This is a genomic window from Bradyrhizobium sp. 190, assembly GCF_023073415.1.
Lineage (GTDB): Bacteria > Pseudomonadota > Alphaproteobacteria > Rhizobiales > Xanthobacteraceae > Bradyrhizobium.
Genome location: NZ_JADPJL010000062.1, coordinates 127,567 through 147,742 on the forward strand (window position 1 = coordinate 127,567; position 20,176 = coordinate 147,742).

Annotated in this window: 23 protein-coding genes; 5 read left to right on the plus strand and 18 right to left on the minus strand. The window is 62.8% G+C overall.

Going from position 1 to position 20,176, the window contains the following annotated elements:
- Nucleotides 1-49: 49 nt before the first annotated feature.
- From IVB22_RS29840 to IVB22_RS29865, 6 genes are all read right to left on the minus strand, one after another.
- Nucleotides 50-964 (minus strand): PhzF family phenazine biosynthesis protein, encoded by a 915-nt coding sequence (locus IVB22_RS29840; protein WP_247520739.1) that lies wholly within the window; start codon nt 962-964, stop codon nt 50-52.
- 12 nt (nt 965-976) lie between these two features.
- Nucleotides 977-2,287, minus strand: a complete 1,311-nt coding sequence (locus IVB22_RS29845; protein WP_374207729.1) for an adenylate/guanylate cyclase domain-containing protein — start codon at nt 2,285-2,287, stop codon at nt 977-979.
- Nucleotides 2,288-2,348: 61 nt separating this feature from the next.
- Nucleotides 2,349-3,515 carry an ABC transporter permease gene (locus IVB22_RS29850; RefSeq protein WP_247520741.1) on the minus strand — a complete coding sequence of 389 codons (1,167 nt, stop codon included), beginning with the start codon at nt 3,513-3,515 and terminating at the stop codon, nt 2,349-2,351.
- A complete protein-coding gene (locus IVB22_RS29855; protein WP_247520742.1) occupies nt 3,512-4,456 on the minus strand; it encodes an ABC transporter ATP-binding protein in 945 nt (314 codons plus the stop codon). Before IVB22_RS29855 ends, IVB22_RS29850 begins: the two co-directional genes overlap by 4 nt.
- Nucleotides 4,453-5,238 (minus strand): HlyD family secretion protein, encoded by a 786-nt coding sequence (locus tag IVB22_RS29860; RefSeq protein ID WP_247520743.1) that lies wholly within the window; start codon nt 5,236-5,238, stop codon nt 4,453-4,455. Before IVB22_RS29860 ends, IVB22_RS29855 begins: the two co-directional genes overlap by 4 nt.
- Entirely contained in the window at nt 5,235-5,933 is a 699-nt protein-coding gene (locus IVB22_RS29865) for a TetR/AcrR family transcriptional regulator (RefSeq protein ID WP_374207731.1), read from the minus strand. Before IVB22_RS29865 ends, IVB22_RS29860 begins: the two co-directional genes overlap by 4 nt.
- 1,113 nt (nt 5,934-7,046) lie before the next feature.
- Between IVB22_RS29865 and IVB22_RS29870 the strand changes: the two genes are divergently transcribed.
- Entirely contained in the window at nt 7,047-7,418 is a 372-nt protein-coding gene (locus tag IVB22_RS29870; protein WP_247520744.1) for a nuclear transport factor 2 family protein, read from the plus strand.
- 107 nt (nt 7,419-7,525) lie between these two features.
- Nucleotides 7,526-7,954, plus strand: coding sequence for a hypothetical protein (locus IVB22_RS29875; protein WP_247520745.1), 429 nt, complete (start codon nt 7,526-7,528; stop codon nt 7,952-7,954).
- A gap of 88 nt (nt 7,955-8,042) precedes the next feature.
- On the opposite strand, the gene IVB22_RS29880 is transcribed toward IVB22_RS29875, so the two are convergent.
- Nucleotides 8,043-9,131: a TRAP transporter substrate-binding protein gene (locus IVB22_RS29880; RefSeq protein WP_247520746.1), complete on the minus strand. Its 1,089-nt coding sequence runs from the start codon at nt 9,129-9,131 to the stop codon at nt 8,043-8,045.
- A 211-nt stretch (nt 9,132-9,342) separates the two neighbouring features.
- On the opposite strand from IVB22_RS29880, the gene IVB22_RS29885 reads away from it, so the two are divergent.
- Together IVB22_RS29885 and IVB22_RS29890 are read left to right on the plus strand one after the other, a co-directional pair.
- On the plus strand, nt 9,343-10,296 hold the full coding sequence (locus tag IVB22_RS29885; protein WP_247520747.1) for a cyclase family protein: 954 nt from the start codon (nt 9,343-9,345) through the stop codon (nt 10,294-10,296).
- Nucleotides 10,297-10,575: 279 nt separating this feature from the next.
- The gene (locus IVB22_RS29890) at nt 10,576-10,785 is read left to right on the plus strand and encodes a dodecin (protein ID WP_247520964.1); all 210 of its coding nucleotides are present in this window, start codon (nt 10,576-10,578) and stop codon (nt 10,783-10,785) included.
- Nucleotides 10,786-10,835: 50 nt separating this feature from the next.
- Here IVB22_RS29890 and IVB22_RS29895 read toward each other — a convergent pair whose 3' ends face one another.
- From IVB22_RS29895 to IVB22_RS29905, 3 genes are all read right to left on the minus strand, one after another.
- Nucleotides 10,836-11,057: a hypothetical protein gene (locus tag IVB22_RS29895; protein WP_247520748.1), complete on the minus strand. Its 222-nt coding sequence runs from the start codon at nt 11,055-11,057 to the stop codon at nt 10,836-10,838.
- A gap of 81 nt (nt 11,058-11,138) precedes the next feature.
- The gene (locus tag IVB22_RS29900; RefSeq protein ID WP_247520749.1) at nt 11,139-11,489 is read right to left on the minus strand and encodes a hypothetical protein; all 351 of its coding nucleotides are present in this window, start codon (nt 11,487-11,489) and stop codon (nt 11,139-11,141) included.
- On the minus strand, nt 11,486-12,787 hold the full coding sequence (locus tag IVB22_RS29905; protein WP_247520750.1) for a sulfite oxidase: 1,302 nt from the start codon (nt 12,785-12,787) through the stop codon (nt 11,486-11,488). The genes IVB22_RS29900 and IVB22_RS29905 overlap by 4 nt, the downstream gene beginning before the upstream one ends.
- A gap of 297 nt (nt 12,788-13,084) precedes the next feature.
- Here IVB22_RS29905 and IVB22_RS29910 point away from each other — a divergent pair, with 297 nt between their 5' ends.
- Nucleotides 13,085-13,396, plus strand: coding sequence for a hypothetical protein (locus IVB22_RS29910; RefSeq protein WP_247520751.1), 312 nt, complete (start codon nt 13,085-13,087; stop codon nt 13,394-13,396).
- Between the two features lie 89 nt (nt 13,397-13,485).
- On the opposite strand, the gene IVB22_RS29915 is transcribed toward IVB22_RS29910, so the two are convergent.
- The 8 genes from IVB22_RS29915 to IVB22_RS29950 form a co-directional block, all read right to left on the minus strand.
- Entirely contained in the window at nt 13,486-14,004 is a 519-nt protein-coding gene (locus IVB22_RS29915) for a GNAT family N-acetyltransferase (RefSeq protein ID WP_247520752.1), read from the minus strand.
- A 329-nt stretch (nt 14,005-14,333) separates the two neighbouring features.
- A complete protein-coding gene (locus IVB22_RS29920) occupies nt 14,334-14,999 on the minus strand; it encodes a phytochelatin synthase family protein (RefSeq protein ID WP_247520753.1) in 666 nt (221 codons plus the stop codon).
- A gap of 265 nt (nt 15,000-15,264) precedes the next feature.
- Nucleotides 15,265-15,675, minus strand: coding sequence for a DUF2000 family protein (locus IVB22_RS29925; protein WP_247520754.1), 411 nt, complete (start codon nt 15,673-15,675; stop codon nt 15,265-15,267).
- A gap of 92 nt (nt 15,676-15,767) precedes the next feature.
- On the minus strand, nt 15,768-16,157 hold the full coding sequence (locus tag IVB22_RS29930) for a DUF4189 domain-containing protein (RefSeq protein WP_247520965.1): 390 nt from the start codon (nt 16,155-16,157) through the stop codon (nt 15,768-15,770).
- Between the two features lie 153 nt (nt 16,158-16,310).
- A complete protein-coding gene (locus IVB22_RS29935) occupies nt 16,311-17,915 on the minus strand; it encodes an NTP transferase domain-containing protein (RefSeq protein ID WP_247520755.1) in 1,605 nt (534 codons plus the stop codon).
- Nucleotides 17,912-18,628, minus strand: a complete 717-nt coding sequence (locus IVB22_RS29940; RefSeq protein ID WP_247520756.1) for an XdhC family protein — start codon at nt 18,626-18,628, stop codon at nt 17,912-17,914. Before IVB22_RS29940 ends, IVB22_RS29935 begins: the two co-directional genes overlap by 4 nt.
- Nucleotides 18,625-18,954, minus strand: coding sequence for an XdhC family protein (locus tag IVB22_RS29945; protein ID WP_025589337.1), 330 nt, complete (start codon nt 18,952-18,954; stop codon nt 18,625-18,627). The genes IVB22_RS29940 and IVB22_RS29945 overlap by 4 nt, the downstream gene beginning before the upstream one ends.
- A gap of 13 nt (nt 18,955-18,967) precedes the next feature.
- On the minus strand, nt 18,968-20,173 hold the full coding sequence (locus IVB22_RS29950) for a VWA domain-containing protein (RefSeq protein ID WP_247520757.1): 1,206 nt from the start codon (nt 20,171-20,173) through the stop codon (nt 18,968-18,970).
- Between the last annotated feature and the right edge of the window lie 3 nt (nt 20,174-20,176).

The following is a 20,176-nucleotide window of genomic DNA, read 5'->3' on the forward strand; positions in this document are numbered from 1 at the left end:
GATCGACCTGCCCCGGATTACGCTGCGCTCCATCCGGGCTACGAAGCGACTACCCCTTTCCATCAAGCCGGAACGTTCCTTCCATTATCTGCACGCAGCTTCCGCCGACATGAGTGGAGACAATCGCACCATCTTTCTTGCGGACGCGCGTCAGCAACAGGCTCGGCCGGCCCATGTCGACGCCCTGCCCGATCTTCAATCGCAGTTCGCCGTCCTTGATGTCGTCGAGATCGGCAAGCAGCGCCGCGGCAGCTGCCGTCGCGCTGCCGGTCGCCGGATCTTCGGACAGTCCGCTGGCACCGGGGTGAAACATCCGCGCCTGCAGCTCGCATGGCTTTTCGCCTTCCGGTACGTCGCGGGTATAGAAGTAGACGGCGTCGCTGCCGTCACACGGGAAGGTTTTCGCGAACGCCGCAGCATCGGGCCGAGCCCGTCGTAGCGCCTCGCGGGAGGCGACCTCGACGGCCAGGAACGACAGCCCGACCGAGATGATCTGCGGTGGATGCCGGTCGGTGTTGACGTCGCTCGCCGAAAGCGAGAGGCAGGCCGCGGCTTGTTCGACGGGAAGATTCGACATCCGCTTCAGCGGCTGCGGCGCGGTGAATTCGGTGCTGATGACCTTGCCTTGCTCCGTCACGATCTCGACCGGCACGAGGCCCGCGCCCTCCTCGAATAGCAGCCGCGCCCGGGTTTTTGCCGCCAGCGTCGCCAGCACGAAGGCGGTGCCGACGTTTGGGTGGCCTGCAAACGGAAGCTCCCGGTTCACCGTGAAGATGCGCACCTGCGCGTCGTGGGCGGGATCGGCCGGCGGCAGCACGAAGGTCGTCTCCGAATAATTGAACTCGGTGGCGACCGCCTGCATCTGTTCGGTCGACAGCCCGCCGGCATCGAGCACCACGGCAAGCGGATTGCCGCCGAAGGCGCGGTCGGTAAAAACGTCCACAGTGATATAACGCCGCTGCATTTCGATACTCCCCTATCCTAACCGCCACACGGCCATCGGCCGCTCATAGCCCCTGACCTCGACCTCGCCGAGCGAGATGGCATCGCCGCAGGCTTCGCCGAGCGCATCGCGAACCGCCTCCGAGATCAGGAACTGCGAATTGAAGTCCTTGTTGAGCGCCTCTAACCGCGAGGCGAAATTCACGGTGTCGCCGATCACAGTGTATTCCTTGCGCCGGGGCGAGCCGATGCTGCCGGCGACCACCTCGCCGATGTGAATGCCGATGCCGATCCGCAGCGGCCAGCTCGTCGTTTCGTTGACCCGTTCATTGGCTTCCAGCATTTCACGCGCCGCAGCGACAGCCCGGTGCGCGGGGTCCGCGGCCTCCAGCGGCGCGCCGAACAACGCCAGGAATCCATCGCCCAGAAACTTGTTCACGATTCCGCCATGGCGATCGAGAATCTCGACCAAAATGGCAAAGGCGCCGTCTAGCCGGTCCACCACTTCCTGCGGCGAGCGCGACCGCGCGCCGGCGGTGAAGCTGCGGAAATCGACGAACATGACGGCGACGTGGCGAATGTCGCTGTCGGTCTTGGTGCCCTCGGCCATCAGCCGCTCGACTACCTGCGGCGAAACGTGCTGGCCGAACAGGTTGGTGATGCGGTCACGCGCGGTCGCCGCCTTGATACTCGCCTCGAACTGCCGACGTAGCTGCATGCCGACCGCACCGGCCAACATGCCGCAGATCAAAAGGATCAGGCTGCGCGCGCCGTGATAGTGGAAACTCGCTTCCGGCGCACTATGGCCCGCCGGATGGTAGAACATTGCCATCCAGAGCAGCTGCGCCGCCGCAACGAAGCCGGTGAAGGTCGACAGCCAGAAATCCAGCCGCAGCGTCGAGAGGATGATGAAGATGAAATAGATGAACGGTCCAACGAAGCCGAGCGCTGCTTCCGAACCCATGCTGTTGATCTGCAGCGCGAGCGCAGCGGTCGGCATCGACGTCTCGATACAGGCGCTGAGATAGCGGCGAAACTTCGGTATATCGTGGTGGACCTCGAGGTGCCTGCTGATGACAGCGTGGACCCAGAGCTCGAACAGGATGAACGGCACGACGACGGCGTAGAGGTAAAGCGGATTGAGGTTGCCGTGCCAGAGCCGGATTACCGCATCGGGCGCAAAGAAAAAGATGCTCCCGGAGATGAGTGACAGCAGCACCACTGTCCCGATCAGCGCCTTGATGCGGATCAATTCGGTGCGCAGCACTTCCTGCGTGAGCGCGTGCTCGAAGTCGGTGGGTATCACCGCCGGCTTCTTGCCTCCCCATGGCACGAAAATTACCATCTCCGTCTAAACCCAAATTGCACCGAACAAAACCGCCGATTGCATCAGGCGCGCGTTCACCTCAGTCCAGCGTACGGCGGAAACGTGTAACCGCAATCGTCATTGCCAGCAACATCAGGGCAATGAGTGCAATCGTGTCGTATTGTAGGTTGGAAGGCGCAGCGCCCTTCAGCATGATGGCGCGGACGATGCGGATGTAGTGCGTCAGCGGCAGCCCCTCGCCGAGATACTGCGCCCAGACCGGCATGCCTGCGAACGGAAACATGAATCCGGACAGGAGAATGCTGGGCAGGAAGAACATCATCGACATCTGCATCGCCTGCAACTGGTTCTGCACGATGGTGGAGAAGGTGTAGCCGATCGATAGGTTGGTGGTGATGAACAGCGTCGTCAGAACAGCCAGCAGCGCCACGCTGCCGAGGATCGGCACCCCGAACAGCAGGACCCCGATGCCGACGATCAGCGTCGCCTGGATGAAGCCGACGATCACGTAGGGAATGATCTTGCCGAACATCACCTCCACTGGCCTGATCGGCATCGACAGCAGGCTCTCCATGGTGCCGCGTTCGATCTCGCGCGTCACGGATAGTGCCGTGAAGATCAGCATGGTCATGGTCAGGATGGTGCCGACCAGGCCCGGCACGATATTGAGCCGCGATTCCGCGGCCGGGTTGTAGCGGGCATGCGCCCTGATCTCGAACGGGAGCTCCGGCGGATCGCCGATGTGAAGGTCGTGCGCGAGCGCGGTCTGCACCACCATGCCGAGCGATCCGAGTGCCGAGCCGGCCGCGACCGGATCGGTGGCGTCAGCCGCGACCAGCAGCGCCGGCTTGTCGCCGCGCCGCACCGCGCGTTCGAAGCCGCGCGGGATCTCGACCCCGAATAGCACCTTGCCGGACTGCAGGAGGTCGTCGAACTCGGCGACGCTGTGCACTTCGCGGGTGAATCGGAAGTAGCTGGTATTCTCCAGCGCCTTCAGCACCGAGCGCGCCAGATCGCTGTCCTCCTGGATCAATACCGCCGTCGGCAGATGGCGCGGCGTGGTGTTGATGGCGTAGCCGAACAGCAATAGCTGCATCACCGGGATCATCACGATCATCGCGAACGAGACGCGGTCGCGCCGGAGCTGAATGAATTCCTTGACCAGCATCGCATAGCTGCGCCGCCAAAAGCCAAAGGCCGGCTCGCTGCCGCCGCGATCTTGATTGGTCGTCTCTATTGCACTCATTGGAAGTTGTCCTTTGAGCGGGTCATGAGATCGATGAACACGTCTTCCAGCGAGGGCTCGCTATCCTGCCACTGCCATCCCCTCGTATTGCGATAGGGAGCGATGGTCGCTTCAAGCGCGGGCTTGTCGCGCCCCGAGACGTGCAGGCTGGTGCCGAATGGCGCCACCATGTCGATACCGGGCTTGCCTGCGAGTTCGGCCGCGAGCCCGTTGAGGTCGTCGCCGGAGACCGTCCAGGTCGACAGCGCCGATTTCGCGATCACCTCGTCCACCGTGCCGTGCGCCAGCAAATGGCCATAGGCGATATAGGCGATCTCGTGACAGCGCTCGGCCTCGTCCATGTAGTGGGTCGAGACCAGCACCGTCAGCCCTTCGGCGGCGAGCGCGTGGATCTCGTTCCAGAAATCGCGCCGCGCCTTGGGGTCGACGCCGGCGGTCGGCTCGTCCAGCAGCAGCAATTGCGGATTGGGCAGCGTGCAGGCGCCGAGCGCCAGCCGCTGCTTCCAGCCGCCCGAAAGCTCACCGGCGAGCTGCTCCTCGCGGCCGTTCAAGCCGATACGCTGGATCATCTCGCGTGCCGCGCCCCGCGCATCGCGCAGGCCGTAAAGCCGTGCGACGAATTCGAGGTTCTCGCGCACCGAGAGATCCTGATACAGGCTGAATCGCTGCGTCATGTAGCCGACCAGGCGCTTGATCTTGTCGGCGTCGCGGCGGATGTCGTAGCCGAGACAGGTCCCCTCGCCGGCGTCAGGCGTCAGCAACCCGCACAGCATGCGGATGGTGGTGGTCTTGCCGGAGCCGTTGGGTCCAAGGAAACCGTAGATCGAGCCGCGCTTCACCTGCATCGAAAGGTCATGCACGACCTCGCGGCCGCCGAACGATTTTGACAGGCCCTCGACGTTGATGGCGATATCGGGGCCTGATGCAGGAGCCGGACTCATCGCTTGTCCGCCATTGGCGTTCGAGGATTGAGAAACACGCTGATCGGCTGGCCGACGCGCAGGACATCAGGCCGGCTCGGCCGCGCCTGGATCAGATAGACCAGCTTGTTGCGCTCATCGAGGCTGTAGATCACCGGCGGGGTGTATTCGGCCGTGGTCGCAATAAAGTAGATCTTTGCGGTGAGGTCGGCCGCGCAATTGTCGCAGGTCACCCTCACCTCGTCACCGATCGCAAGCTTCGGCAGTTCCGTCTCCGGCACGAAGAAGCGCAGCTTCATGTTGCCGGGTGGCATGATCGACAACACCGGCCGCTGCGCCGGCACCATTTCGCCTTCGCGGAAGTAGATCTGCTGGATGGTGCCGCCGACCGGCGCAAAGCCGCTACGCCGCGCCAGCCGGGTCTGCGAGGTGTTGACGCGGGCTTCTGCCACACGCAACGCCGAGGTCGCGGAATCGAGGTTGGCTTGGGTGCCGGAACCGGTCTTGCTCAACGACGACGCGCGATCGAAGGTCTGCTGTGCATTGGCGAGCGTGGCCTTGTTCTGATTGAGGTCGGCCTGCTGCAGGTCGTCGTCGACCGAATAGAGCTGCATGCCGGGCTTCACCTCGTCGCCCTCGCGCACGGTGAGCTTGGTGACGCGGCCGGTCTCATCGGGACTGACGAAGATCATGTCGGCCTCGACCCAGCCCTGAAAACCGGGATCCTTGCGCTCCTTGCAACCCGTGAGCACGGCAGCGAGCGCCAGCGCAGCCAGGATCGTTATCGTTCGCGACGAGGTCATGTCGTCCTCCGTTCGCCAAAAATCAGATCGAGATGCACCCGAAACATTTCGAGCGCGTCCAGTGGCGCATGTCTGCTGAAAAGGCTCTGCCAGATCACGGCGATCAGCGCGGGCGCCACCATGATTTGCGGAAACCGCGCCAGGTTTTTCTGTTTGATCTCGCCGCGCGCAATCCCGAGTTCGATCAGCGCGCGCATGCCGGCAAGGCCTCGCGACACCACTTCGCGGTAATAGAAGTCAGCTACTTCAGGAAATCGCGGCCCCTCAGCGACGATCAGGCGCACGAGATCGCCGCGCCGCGTCGTCGCCACCTCCTCGATGAAGGTCTTGGCAAACCCCTCCACCATGTCGCGCACCGATGCGCCGGGCTGCGGTGGCGTACCCCAGAGACGGTTGATCATCGGCACGATGGCAGTGCGGATCAATTCCTCGAACATCGATTCCTTGTCCTTGAAGTGCAGATAGATCGTGCCCTTGGCGACGCCGGCGCGCCTGGCGACATCGTCGAGCCGCGTCGCCGCAAATCCGCGCGCAATGAACTCGTCCATCGCCGCTTCGATAATGGCCCCGCGCCGCTCGGCCGCGCGTTCGGCGCGGTTGGAGGCGGGCTTGGGCGACACCGGAGCGGCCGGCGCCATCTCCCCGGTCCGGCGATTGGCCGGTTTCGGGGCGGATTTCCGGGTCTTTTTGGTCATTTCATTTGCCATGCCACAATATGACTGACTAGTCAGTCATTGTCAATTCGAACCTGGAAACGCACTTTCACATGGGCGTGACCGGCGTTTGCGTAATCCCGATCGCCTCCCGCGGAGGATTACGTGCGGCCCCAACAGCGCGATATCCCACACATGCGGGGTATCGGCTGCGCCGCGGCCCATTCGCGTCATTCTCACAGCCCCGTAGCCCGGATGGAGCGGAGCGCAATCCGGGATTCCTCACCGCATCGTCACGGCCCCGGATTTCGCGGAGCCTGTCATCGGGCGCGCATTCGCGCGACCCGTTGGCTCCATCCGGGCTACGAAATCCCTCGCTCGGCCGTCATTGAGATATGCGTTCGCGTTCTCGCGGCGTGATCCGCCCGAGGTTTGCATGAACTTGTCCCCTCCTTCGAAATCGGAGGGAGCAGGGAATGCCGGGTGCTTGCTGCACCCGCGGTCTCGTGTGCAATGTGGAGATAGGGGCGCACACGAGCATACAGGTACAGCCGGAGCACTCCGGCATTCCCTGCGCAATGGTTTGACGGCTTATGCCGCGCTCTCCCTGGAGACGAATTCGTCTTGCCTCCATCGCTGCCGGCTTGATGGCTCAATCGATCCGGTCGGATCGAATTCGCCACCGGCAGCTTGGCACCAGCCACGGGTGTCGGGACCACACGGTTTTGCCGTACGCTTCAGCGCCGTACGTCCTGCGCGACGCGAACGCTCACAGGATAGACCTGCCCTGCATCCACTCTTCGCGCCGACGCTGCTGCGTCCACCACATCCCGCCTCGCGTTCGTGACGACCGCGATACGCCCCTCTTGTCGAGGCGGGACGCGCGGAAATAGCCACTGATTTGGGGGAAGAGGGAAGCGATTTATATTTGTGGAGCTGGCTGGACGACCCAAATCAGATTGAATCTGCTCAGCAAATTAGATTTTTCGCGCAGTGCTTTTCAAGCGCGATTGCCCGCGCTGAGCGTACTCCCAGCGAATACGTTCGCCCGAGGCCTCGCCCGAAAGCGTTGTCCACGCCCGAACGACATGATTGACTGGGTTATGAAGCGTTGGCCTGCGAAATGACCGTGTGTTGAAGCCGAGCGAGGCGCAGATGGATATTCGAGGCAAGCTAACAGAGATATGCGATGCGTTTAACGCGCACGATCTGGATCGGATCATGAGTTTCTTTGCCGATGATTGCGTTTTGGAGATGCCAAGGGGGAATAAGCCGTACGGCACCCGCTTTGAGGGCAAGCAGAATGTGCGGCAAGGGCTGGCTGGGCGTTTTGAAGGACTGCCCGACGTCCATTACGGGAACGCCGAGCATTTTGTGGATTCGGAATCTCAAACCGGCATTTCGAAATGGTGCCTCACTGGCACTGGTCGGGATGGCAAGAAGCTGGAAGTCCGGGGTTGCGACTTCTACACCTTCCACGACGGCAAAGTGGTTCGAAAAGACGCATATTGGAAACTCGTCGAGTGAACCCCATCGCGGTCCGACCAAAGCCCAATAGTGTCGAAGACATCAAGGTATTATTATAAGCTGCCGCTGAAAGGCCCTCGCCCGATGGGAAAAGAAGGGGTGATCGCATGACGTCGGACGCCGTTGCCTTGGCCGCCATTGTCATCCTGCTTTTTCCGATGGGTTATTTTTTTCTGGCGGCGCCCGCCTTTCTGCTGGTGAAGCTCGACATCCCGCCCGTCACCCAGCTGTTGCGCGGCATGTTCAATGTCCATTTTCTCATGACGAGCGTTGCCGGTGTCATCGGGACGGTGGTCTTTGCCGTGACTGGCCGGCCGGTTTTCGCCATTGGCATTGGCCTGCTCGCGGCTTTCGCGGTCTGGGGGCGCCGCTGGTTTCTGCGACAATGGGATGCCCAGCTCAGCGCCAGGGATGCCGGCGATGCCGATGCGGTGCGTCGGCTCCGCCGGCTGCATTGGGGCGGCATGCTGACCAACGCGATCCTGCTTTTCGCCGTCGTGGGCAGCATTCCTTATGTCAGCGCCACGGCGACCTGATCAGGGTCTAGACCCGGATGTCGCTGCTCGCTCATCCGGGCTACGCATGCTTGATCAGGTTCGCGATTGAGGACGAACCTCATCGCACTCAGCCCTTGCGCATTTTGCTGAGCAGGTAGTTGTCGTAATAGTTTTCCGCGATCTGCGTGTAGGAGAGCACTTCCTTCATGTACGCGTCGTGGCTCTCTTTTGTCTTCTTGAACAGCGGGCTCTTCTCGGCAATCTCATTCAGATGGTCCTGCGTCGCCTTGTAGCAGGCCTCCATGACCGGTTGCGGGAACGCGCGCAGCTCCGCTCCACCGGCGACAAGCCGCTTCAGGGCGGCAGGATTTACGCTGTCATATTTTTCGATCATCCAAGCGCCCGCCGCCGAACCGGCCTGGTTGAGGATCGCCTGGTATTGCTTGGGAAGCGCATTCCACTTCTCTTCATTGACGATCATGTGCAGCATCGCCCCGCCTTCCCACCAGCCGGGGAAGTAGTAGTACTTCGCGACCTTGTAGAAACCGAGCTTCTCATCGTCATAGGGGCCGACGAACTCCGCGGCATCGATGGAGCCCTTCTCGAGCGCTGAATAGACCTCGCCGCCCGCGATCTGCTGCGGCACGATGCCAAGTTTTGCCAGCACATGGCCGCCCATGCCGGCGATGCGGAATTTGAGGCCTTTGAGATCATCGGATGTCTTGATCTCCTTGCGAAACCAGCCGCCCATTTGCGTGCCGGAGTTGCCACATAGAATCGCATGCGTCTTGAAGGGTTTCAGCGCCTCGTTGCAGAGCTCGGCGCCGCCGCCGAATGTCCACCAGGAATGCTGATGGCGATGGTTCATGCCGAACGGCGCGCCGGTCGCGTAAGTCAACGCCGGCTCCTTGCCGATGTAGAAATAGAGCGGCGTCTGCGCCATCTCGACGGTCGCCGAGCTCACGGCGTCGAGTGCCTGCAGGCCGGGCACGATCTCGCCCGCCGCAAAGGTCTGGATCTGAAACTTGTTGTCGGTGGCGTCAGCCACGTATTTCGAAAAGGTCTGCGCCGTGCCGAAGATGGTATCGAGCGACTTTGGAAAGCTCGAGGTCAGGCGCCACTTGATCTCGGGCGAGCCTTGCGCGATCGCAGGTGCCGCAACCAGCGTCGTCGCGCCGGCCAGGGCGCCGCCTTTGAGGAATGTACGGCGTTTCATGATGTGCTTACTCCCTGACATGAATATTGATTGGCGTGGGGGCAACGAGCCTTCCGCGTCCATTTGACCTCATCATAGCGGACTTCGAGGCGTGCGTGGAAGCACAACGTGACCGTGACAAGGCGGATTGCCGCTTGAACCGCCTCAATCGTATCAGCATTATTTGTCCCAGGGGTGCCGTCTCCAGAGCACCCTCACTTGGGAGGTACAGATGAAAGCATTCACATTGGGTGCGGCGATCACGTTTGCGTTTTCCGCCGCCGCCTACGCGCAGACACCAAGCTGGACCGTTCCGGCGGAAAGCCAGCGCTGTCCGTCGAAATGGGGCGCGGCCGACGAGCGCGGTTCGGCCAATCACCAGAAGCCCGCGGCCGTGATGAACGCGGCGAAGCTGATCAAGACCGGCGAGGTGATCGAACTCGCGCACGTGCTCGGCCCCAGCATGGCGTTCTTCGGAACGCGGCGCTTCGACATGCACAGCAAGCGCACGTTCATGAACCAGTTCTCCAACATGCGCGGCTCGAACGAAGAGATCATCATCACCGAGCTCGGGCAGGTCGGCACCCAGTTTGACGGCTTTGCGCACCAGACCCATCTCAACAGCTGGTACAATTGCCAGAAGGTCGACGAGAACGTCGATCGCACCGGCTTCAAGAAGTTCGGTATCCACAATGTCGGCACGCTGTTCACGCGCGGCGTCCTGATCGACGTCGCGGGCTTCAAGGGCGTCGAGATGCTGGGCGACAATTACGAAATCACGGTGGACGATCTCGAGGGCGCCCTGAAGAAGCAAAACTTGACGCTGCAGCCCGGCGACGCCGTGGTCATCCATACCGGCTGGGGCAAGCTCTACGGCAAGGACAATCCCCGCTACGTGAAATCCTGCCCGGGCATCGGCGTGCCGGCCGCGCTCTGGCTTGCCGCAAAGGACCCGATGCTGCTCGGCGCCGACAACTGGCCGGTCGAGGTCGCGCCCAACCCCGACAAGCAATTATCGCTTCCGGTGCACCAGATCGCGCTGGTGGTGAACGGCATCCATCTGCTTGAAAATCTCAAGCTCGATGAGCTCGCGCAAAAGGGCGTCGGCGAATTCGCCTTCGTGATGCAGCCGCTCAAAATTCAGGGCGGCTCGGGCTCGACGGTGTCGCCGATCGCGGTGCGGTAGCGGCGGTTCTTCGAGTTCAGCAAGCGCGGTGCTGCTGACATCGCAAACCACGGTCACGCCCGAGCACAAGTGGCGTCCGCTCTGGAAGTAGAGCGGACGTCGCGAAGCGCGCCTATCAGACGGTCCAGCCGCCTGCCCCCGTCAATCATGACTGTTCGCCGGAACTCGGATGCGAGCATGGCGTTGGCTCACGTCGGATCAAGATTCCGCCGTAGGTGGATAAAGCTGGATTCCCCACGCACATGACAACGGAGGTTCGCCGTGCCAGATCCTGCCGAAATGAAAGACCATGTTTACAAGATCCTGGAACTCGTCGGCTCCTCCGAAGAAAGCATCGAGGATGCCATTCAGAATGCGATCACTCGCGCATCAAAGACTATTCGCGGCATGAAATGGTTCGAGGTGGTGCAAACGCGCGGCCACATAGAGGATGGATCCGTTCGCCATTACCAGGTCGCTCTGCGCGTTGGATTTACCCTGGAGGGGTAACTCCTGGTGAGGCGCAGCAGCCGACACTGAGGGCTAAGCGCGGACGTCCGTTATTGCGCGGTCAGCGATAGATCGGGACCCGCCGGGCCAGCTCGCTCTCTCAACTGATCGAACTCACCGGGCTGATAGGTGGCCCCATCGGGCGTTACTATCTCGACGTTCCAGCAGCCGTCCGATATCAATTCCCCGGCTTTCTTCAACGCAGCCGGAACTGACCCCCGGTTGAGGGTCACATTGCCCGCCGTATCCTGCGCAGTAATCAAAAACCTCATATGATCGCCTCCCGGCGCGAGCCGCCGGGCATTCTGGCTTGGAGCGCGGCTGCGTCAAGAGCGCAGCTCGAATCCAGGCGCTTACTTTGCAAACGGGTTCACCCAGCCTCCCCTGCCCGCCGGCGCGCGCGGTGGATAGGCCGTCTCGAGATAGCTCAGGACCACCTCGCGGTCCTTGTCGTCGAGCGGCGGCATGTTGTGGCGCCGGACCATCAGATTGATCGAATCCTCCCACTGTGCGCGCGTCATGCCCTGCTGCGCCACCAGGCGGAAGCCGTGGCAGGCGGTGCAGGCGTAGAAGGCCTCATTGCGGCCGGCGCCCGCGGCAAACTCCTCCGGGCTTTCCTCGCGCGGGGTGAAGCTTGTTTGCGCCGTTGCCGGCGAAACCCAGAGCGTCCCGGCCAAGGCGAGCCACGCAAAACGCTGCATCATCCGACCAGCACGGCGATGCGGTGCATGGCGTTGCCGCCATAGCCCTGCGGATTCCAGAAGCCGGCCTGATGCGGCTGCATCGCGCCCCTGGAATCGGTGGCACGCGCCCAGATTTCGAAATAGCCGTCGGTCGGCAGTTTGATGGTCGCGGTCCAGCGCTGCCAGTCATATTTGTTCTTCGGCTTTTCCAGTTTGGCCCGCTGCCAGCTCGCGCCGAAATCGGTCGAGACATCCACCTGCCTGACGGTGAGATCCCCGGCCCAGGATGCGCCGCGCAATTTCAGCTCCTTGGTGCCGGCGGCGAACTTGGCGCCGTTCGCAGGATTGGTGATGATGGAGCGCACCGGCATCGACTCCAGAATGCGGAAATTCGCCGGATCGCCCTTGCCGCCGGGCACCATCGGCTTGATCGCCGTGCGATAGGAAAACTCCGTCATGCCCGGGCCGTCATGCTCCTTGTCGCGGATGGTGATGCGCGTCAGCCATTTCTGCGACGCCGAGCCCGCCCAGCCCGGCACGACCAGCCGCACCGGCCCGCCATGGATGTTCGGCAGCGGCTTGCCGTTCATGGCCCACACGATCATCGTGTTCGGGTCCATTGCCTTTTCGATGCGCACGCCGCGCGAGATGGTCGGCTTGCCGGCGTCGCCCGAGAGATGCAGATCGGCCGCATAATGCGCGGTGTATTTCGCTGATGGCTTCAGCCCGGCCTTCTTGAGCAGATCGGCGAGCGGCACGCCGGTCCATTCCGCGCAGCCGGCGCCGCCATTGGTCCACTGGTTGCCGCGCGCCGGCGGCGAGAACGCCGCGCGGCCATTGCCGCCGCATTCCAGCACCATGCGCCGCGTCACGGCCTTGTACTTCGATTTCAACTCGCCAAGCGTGATCTCGATCTTGTTGTTGACCTCGCCATCGATGGTGATTTTCCAGGCGTCGGGATCCTTCGCCTCCTCGGGGATCTGCCCGTTGTTGCGGATGTAGAATTTCTCGATCGGCGTGGTGTCGTCGTCGAGCAGGCTTTCCGGCGTCTCGGCGACCAGCGGCTTTTCGCCGAGCACGACCAGCCCTTCGTTCTTGCCGGGGAATTTCAGATGTTGCGGTCCCTTGGCCGGCGCGGGCGCGGCGGCCGGGGCCGCCTGGGCGTGGGCCTGGGTAATGCCCGCGCCGTTGCGCGAGAGCGGCAACGCGCCGCCGATGACGGCGCCTATCGCCGCCAGACCTGAACTGCCCAGAAATCTGCGCCGGCTGGTATCGAACTTGTTGCCGTCAGCCGCATTGCCCCCGGTTTCCCGCACCATGACGTCTCTCCCTTGTTGCCCGCTCCCGGGCTTTTCTTGGCCGGGCTTCCCATCGGAAGCCCAACTGGAAGGAGTATTTGCGTTTTGCGGCCGTGCCGCAAGACCGCCAGAGGCCGCAACCGCGACCGCGCCGACAGACGCGAGACTGCGACGGCGCAGCGAATCGCCGGCAAACCAAAAGCCGCAACCGCTGCGGCATCCTCCCGCACCGTCCAACGTGGCCTGTTCGGTCGCCGCGTTCTGGATTAGAATTGCCCGATACCTGGCATGTGAAAGGGAACCAGCAGGAGACCTGCCATGGCTAGTATCGAAGAAGCTCCGCGCAAGCTTGTTTTGAAATCAGGCTCAACGACGCTTACGCTCGACAAGGATTCCGGCAAGGCAACGCTGCAGCAAAAAATGCTGCTGTGGAACAAAAAGCCCGTCGAATTCCCGCTCTCCAATATCGACGACATCGCGGTGAAGTCGAACGTGGACGGCCTTTCAGGCGCGGCAATCCATCACAGCGTCCTGCATGAGCGTACCGGCGAGATCATCGTCCTGACAACCGAGGAAGCCAAGGACGCCGCCGAAACAGTCAAAAAGCTGCGCGGATTTGTCGGACTGTAGGGTTCGGGCGCAAACCAGTTGCCAGGCGGCTACCGCTGCCGCGTGGGCACGATGGGTTCGTGCCGCAATGTCGGATACTGGCGCTTTGATCAGCCAAGCGGATGCCGAAGGTCCGTCCTCATCACGTAGTTTTCGTAGGCCTGATCGGCGATCACAAAATCCGTCGAACCGATCCTGGTAAAGCCATGCCGGAGATAGAAGTCGATTGCCCGGCGGTTTTCGGCTTCGACCGTCAGCCAGGCGCTTTCGCCACCCATGCGCCTGCAGTGGTCCAGGGCATGACGCAACAGCGCGCCGCCCCTTCCGCCCGACTGGTGCCTCGGTTGAACATACAGGGTCGTGATTTCCAGCGGCGAGCAATCTGCCAGTGGCGGCGCAGCCGTCGAACAGACCTTCACGAAGCCATCAATTCCCGTCCGGTTCTCCGATACCCAGATCGTCAGATCGGGATCGCCGATCGCGTTACGAAACTTCCGCGCCGTGAATTCCGCAAGAACATAGTCCGCAAACACCGGACTGACGCCATTCCGGAGATACGTATTCAGCCAGACCTCTATGCTCACCGCGGCCAGGCTGGACGCGTCTCGTTCTTCGGCCTTCCTGATCATGCCTGCTCACATCCCTGCACGAGGCCTTCAAAGCGGGCGGTCCGGGTCGGGACCCGGCGTGCCGGTTCCAAGCATGGCGACTGGGTGACCGATGGGGACTGAGCTTTGGCAGAATGGCCAAGCCCGAGAATACCGATCAGTGCAGCAGCGCCAATCGTGGACAGTGTACGAACACAGTTTCGCATGACTGGTTACCTCCGCAATCGCAGCTAAGGCTACGCCAGATATTCGCCGGGCGGAAATATGACTCAACATACCCTGCGTACTTTGCGGACCTGAACCTCGCCGACGCATGTAACGGTACAAACTTCTTCGCCGGCCGATGGGGCTCATTCGATCAACAACAGACCGCGTTTCCTTTTCCCGTCCCAGGTGTCCATCGCTGCAAACAAACGGTCGCGTTCGATAAGCCATGGTTGATAATCGCGATTCACGTCCAGGACGAAGACCAGATCCTCCGCCTCCAGATACCCTCCGATCGGAGAGTGATGGCCTGCCCCGCCTCCGAAAATTTCCTTGCGGCTGAAATTGATGATGTAGCGGCGGCCAGGCTCGTTGGCACGCCGCAGGTGCCGCTGGAATTGTTCGGGTGAGAGATCTCGCAACACGCTAACGGTGCGATTTGTCTTCGAGCGCGTGACTTCCCCAAGCTCGTCAAGTGTCAATCCCATAAAACAAACGCCGGTCCTGCAACGACCCGTCCCCGCCAGAACCGCAGCCTCGGAGGTTGCCGTTTCGCCGAGGGATCTCAGCGCGTTCGCTATACTGGCGGGGCCGCACAACGACGGGTTCGACTGCCACGTCAGTTCCCTCTTGAAGGTTGATGCCGCAGGCAACGCCCATGCTTTCTCAACCCCGGCTTCAGACCGCGTAACGGACGAACGAATGGCATCAGGGCGTACACTGGTCTGGCTGACGATAAGGCTGGCACCGCCAACCAAAGTGATCAGCGCCAACACGCCAGCAAACAACGCAATCCTTGCCGCTCGGCTCATAAGTTTGAGTTCTCGCTAGGGCAATCACGTACCGATTGTTGGGCCGAAAACCGCGTTGCCTTGGACGGACTGGAGAACTTCTATTGCCAGCCGAGCAAGGCTATTTTGGCTTACGCGTTGGCTCTATGAACGGTTTCACATTCGCAAGCATGCTCGCCGGACCTTCGGCACCGAAGCGATGGAGCAGCCGTCGCGCATTACGATATCAACGTTCCAGCAACCGTCCGACATCAGTCGGCGGCTCAGAATTTATCAGTTCTCGCCCCTAGCTGTGAAACTTCAGCCCGTCGACGATCTTGTCGATCACCTTGCGCTCGGCGCGCATCGCGAGCCCGACCAGATTGAGCTCGGCGCGGATCACGGCGCGCACCACTTCGCGGTTGGCGGCGTCATGCGTGGTCTTGAACATGTCCTCGGTATAGACCGCGGGGGTGACGTTGCGGGCGAGCGCCCGTTCAAGTGCGCGGGAGAGCCCCGACCGGTCGGCGCCGTAGATCAGGATCGGCTGGCCAATCAACGACAGATATTTCGTGCCGGATGCATCGCCATAGGGCTCGCCGATGCATTCGGGAAAGGCCGCGGCAATGCCGCCGGCGAGGAATGAAGCGACGTTGAGCTTCTGCCACGGTTCGAGGTCGGTCCGGATCACGACCGCGATCTTGGTGTCGAATTGCATGATTGATTTGCGCCGATGACGGGATTGGAACGGTTCGCGCCAAGCGTAGCGTCAATATGTCCGAAGCGGAAGACCACGTCGGGTGAGGAAGCTCACCCCTTGGCGTCGCAGGCCCAGGCGCGGATCACACACTCCTTGCCGCCGAATTCGTAGCACTTCCTTGTCGCGGCGTTGAGCGAGCTGGAAATTTTCGGCTTTACGGCATAGCCGTGGGGACCGCACGGATTGGTCATATCGACCGCGAGCGCGGCGCAGGCCCGATTCATGGTGAGCGCGGTGCAGTTGCCCTTGCACTGTTTCAGCGCCGCGGCACGCGCGGCGGCCTCGGCCGGATAGTCATAGGCCTGGCCATAGGCGCCGCATTTGCCGACGGCGAAGGCGCCGGCCGCCCACGCCCTGGTGATGTAGCCCGAGACGCCCAGTGTCAGCGTCAGCGCAACGATAAAGAGCGCGCGGCGCTTGGCCGCGACGGTCGAAACGATCAAAAGCCCCTCCCCCGAGGTAACCTGCAGAATCTAACCGGGAGGGAGTTTCAACTTGGTGAATAGGAGCTTCGTAGGGTGGGCAAAGCGCAGCGTGCCCACCATTTCTCTGCGATTGTGAAAGGATGGCGGGCACGCTGCGCTTTGCCCACCCTACGATCCCCGTGCCGCCTCGAGCGCCTGCGGGGTGTCGATATCGAGAAACGCGCTCTGGCCGTCGACCGGGACTTCCGCGACGGCCTCCGTGTGCTTGGCGATCAAATGGCGGGCACCGACATCGCCGTCGAGCGTCATCAATTCCTTGAAGAAGCGCCGCGACCACAGCACGGGATTGCCGCGGCGGCCGTCGCTGACGGGTACGGCGATAAGATGGCCGCGGTCCGGCGCGAAGGTCTCGATGAGCTGATCGATCAGTTCGGCAGAGATCAACGGCATGTCGCCGAGGCAGACGACGGCACCGTCGGCATTTTCGGGCACCGCTGATATGCCGGCCTTGACCGAGGACGCGAGGCCCCCGGCGAAATCCGGGTTGCGGACGAATTTCACGTTGAGCCCCGCCAGCGCCTGCTCGACGAGATCGGCCTGATGGCCGGTGACGACGATCACGTCATTCGCTTTCGATGCCAGCGCCTGCTCGGCGACGATTCGCACCAGCTTCTTGCCGTCGATTTCGGCGAGCAGCTTGTTGGGGCCGCCCATCCGGGTCGAGCGCCCGGCGGCAAGCACGACGGCGGTGACGTTGCGGTTGGCTTCGAGGTCGGCAACGGTGCGCGGCTGCGGCCGGGTGACGATTTCCATCAGGAGGCCGCCGACGCCCATGCCGGTCAGCTCAGCGCGCGTGACCTTCAACCCGGCGAGAAGCCGCATCAGCACCCAGTCAAAACCGTTTTCGACGGGCGAACGCGCGCAGCCCGGTGCGCCCAGCACCGGCACGCCGCCGGCACTGCCGATCAGCAGCAAATTGCCGGGATCGACCGGCATGCCGAAATGCTCGATCGCGCCGCCGATCTCGGTGATCGCGGCCGGGATCACGTCGCGGCGGTCGGCGATCGCGGACGCGCCGAACACGATCACCAGCTCAGCGCCGAGACCGAGCAATTCCTTGATGGACGAAGCCAGATCAGCTTCATCATGCGGCACGCGACGCTCGGCAACGATGGTGGCGCCAGCGGGCGCCAGCCGTTCCGCGGTCACCCGCAAGGTCTTGTCGATCACCTTTGGCGAAAGCCCGGGCAGCAGGGTCGAGACCACGCCGACCTTCTTGATGGTGTAAGGCGCAATCCGCAGCGCGCCCTTGCCCGCGACATCGACGGCGGCATCGCGCAGCTTCGCTTCGACGCCGAACGGAATGAGTTTGACCGTCGCGATCATCTCGCCTTCGACGACAGGCTTGAAGGCAGCGAGCGTCGCGAAAGTTATGGCTTCGTCGACGCCGTTGATGCGGTCGACCGCTGATCGATCCACCACCAGCACGCCGGCCTGCGCCGCGAACAGGTTGGATCGGCCGGTAAAGGCGCGCTCGACATTGACGCCCTCGCCGGCAACCGCCTGCGCGATGCTGGCGGCCGCAACGTCCTCGGAGACGTCGCCCTCCTCCAGCCGCACCACGACGATCTCTTTGACGCCCGCCTTGTTGAGCGCTTCGACCTCGGCAGGCCCAATCGTGGTGCCTTTCTTGAGCACCAGCGCCCCCTGCCGCAGCGTATGCACGGTGACGCCGCCAATCGCGTCGGCCGGACTGGCGGGACCGAACTTCATGCCGCCTGCACCTTCGCGGTTTGCTTTGCGCCTTCCTTGGGCAGCCGCAGCTCGGCGGTGATCTCGGCCATGATCGAGACCGCGATCTCCGACGGCGACACCGCACCGATGGAAAGCCCGATCGGCGCATGGATGCGCGCGATGTCGGCATCATCAGCGCCCTGCGCCTTCAACCGCTCGGCGCGCTTGGCATGAGTCTTTCGCGAGCCGAGCGCGCCGATATAGAAGCAGTCGCGCTCGAAAGCATGCAGCAGCGCCGGGTCGTCGATCTTGGGATCATGCGTGACGGCGACGAACGCCGTGTAGTGATCGACGTTCAGCGGCGGCAGCGCCACGTCCGGCCATTCGGCGATCAGCGGCACGTCGGGGAAGCGCTCGGGGCTCGCGAACGCCGTGCGCGGATCGACCACCGTCACGTCGTAATCGAGCGAACGCGCCAGCGGCGCCAGCGCCTGGCTGATATGGACCGCGCCGACAATGACAAGCCGCGCAGTCGGCGCGTAGACGTTGAGGAACAGTTTTTTGCCGCCGCTCTCGATCATGCCGCTCTTGCCCATGCGGAGCTGCTTTGAGAGTTCGGCGCTCAACGGATCGGTTGCGATATCCTTGGCCTTCACCAGCCGCTGCTCGCCATTGGCGGTATCGGTGATCACGATGACCGGGCGGCGCGCGGCGCGCTCAGTATTTACCTGTGTGAGTGTTTCCAGTTTCACGACTGGCCCACCTTCTCGACGAAGACGCGGATGGTGCCGCCGCAGGACAGGCCGACATTCCAGGCGGTCTCGTCGGCGACGCCGAACTCCAGCATTTTTGGCTTGCCGCTGGCGATCACGTCCAGCGCCTCGGTGACGACGGCGCCCTCGACGCAGCCGCCGGAGACCGACCCTAAGAACGTGCCGTCATCGTTGATGACGAGGCTCGATCCGGCCGGCCGGGGCGCCGAGCCCCAGGTCTCGACCACGGTCGCCAGCGCCACGCCGTGGCCGGCTTTTTGCCAGTTCTCGGCGGCCTGCAGAATGTCTTCGTCGCGGTTGAGCATGGGAGAACCTCCTTCAGGCTGCCGATCGGATCAGGCTGCGATGGTGCGGCGGGGGCGGCGCCGAAAGCGCCTCGATCAGCCCTTCCATCGATGTCAAGTTATGCACCGGGCGGAATTCGTCAACGTGCGGCAGCATCATTTTGATACCCTGCGCCTTGGCCTCGAAGGCGCTGTAGCGCAGCAGCGGATTGAGCCAGATCAGGCGCCGGCAAGACCTATGCAGCCGGTCCATCTCGAAGGCCAGCTTGGCGTCAGCCTCCCGCTCCAGCCCGTCTGATATCAAGAGCACGATGGCGCCCTGCCCGAGCACCCGACGGCCCCACAATTTGTTGAAGCTGTGCAGCGAGGTGGCGATGCGGGTGCCGCCGGCCCAGTCCTCCACCGACGACGAACAGCTCGCCAGCGCTTCATCCGGATCGCGCGCCCGCAGCGCCCGCGTCACATTGGTGAGCCGCGTGCCGAACAGGAACACGGACACGCGCTTGCGGGCGTCGGTGATGGCATGAAGGAAATGCAGGAACAGGCGGGTATATTCGCTCATCGACCCCGAGATATCCAGGAGCGCCACGATCGGCGCCGGCTTCTCGATCCGGCCGAGCTTTCTGATGTCGATGATCTCGCCACCGGTGCGCAAGGAGCTGCGCAGCGTGCGCCGCATGTCGAGCCGTAGGCCTTTTGAGTCCGGCTGATAGCGGCGGGTGCGCAGTTCGGCCTGCGGCAGCTTCATATTGGCGATGGCGCGCGTGACCTCGGCGATCTCGGCCGCGCTCATCTGCGCAAAATCCTTTTTCTGCAGGATCTCCTTGTCGGAGACCGACAGCCGCAGCTCCTGTTCCTGGATCTGCTCGGCCTCGTCGCGCATCGACGGCTGCGCCAGCGCCTCCTGCACGCGGCGCGAGGCCGGCGGCGGCTTCTTCCTGGCGTGATCCGGCAGCGGCACCGAATCCAGCATGTGCTTCCAGTCTTCGGCGGCGCGGAAGAACAGGTCGAAGGCCTGTGCGAAGATCAGCATATGCTCGTGACGCTTGACGAAGATCGCCTCCAGCGTGGCGTAGACATCAGCGCGGTTGCCGATCTCGATCGCCTGCAGCGCGTTGAGCGCGTCGATGACCGCGCCGGGGCCGACGGGAATCCCGGCCGCACGCAGCGCGCGGGCGAAGCCGACGACGTTGTCGGCCATATGCCCGGTCGGCGGATTGAGGTGATCGATATCAGTCATGGT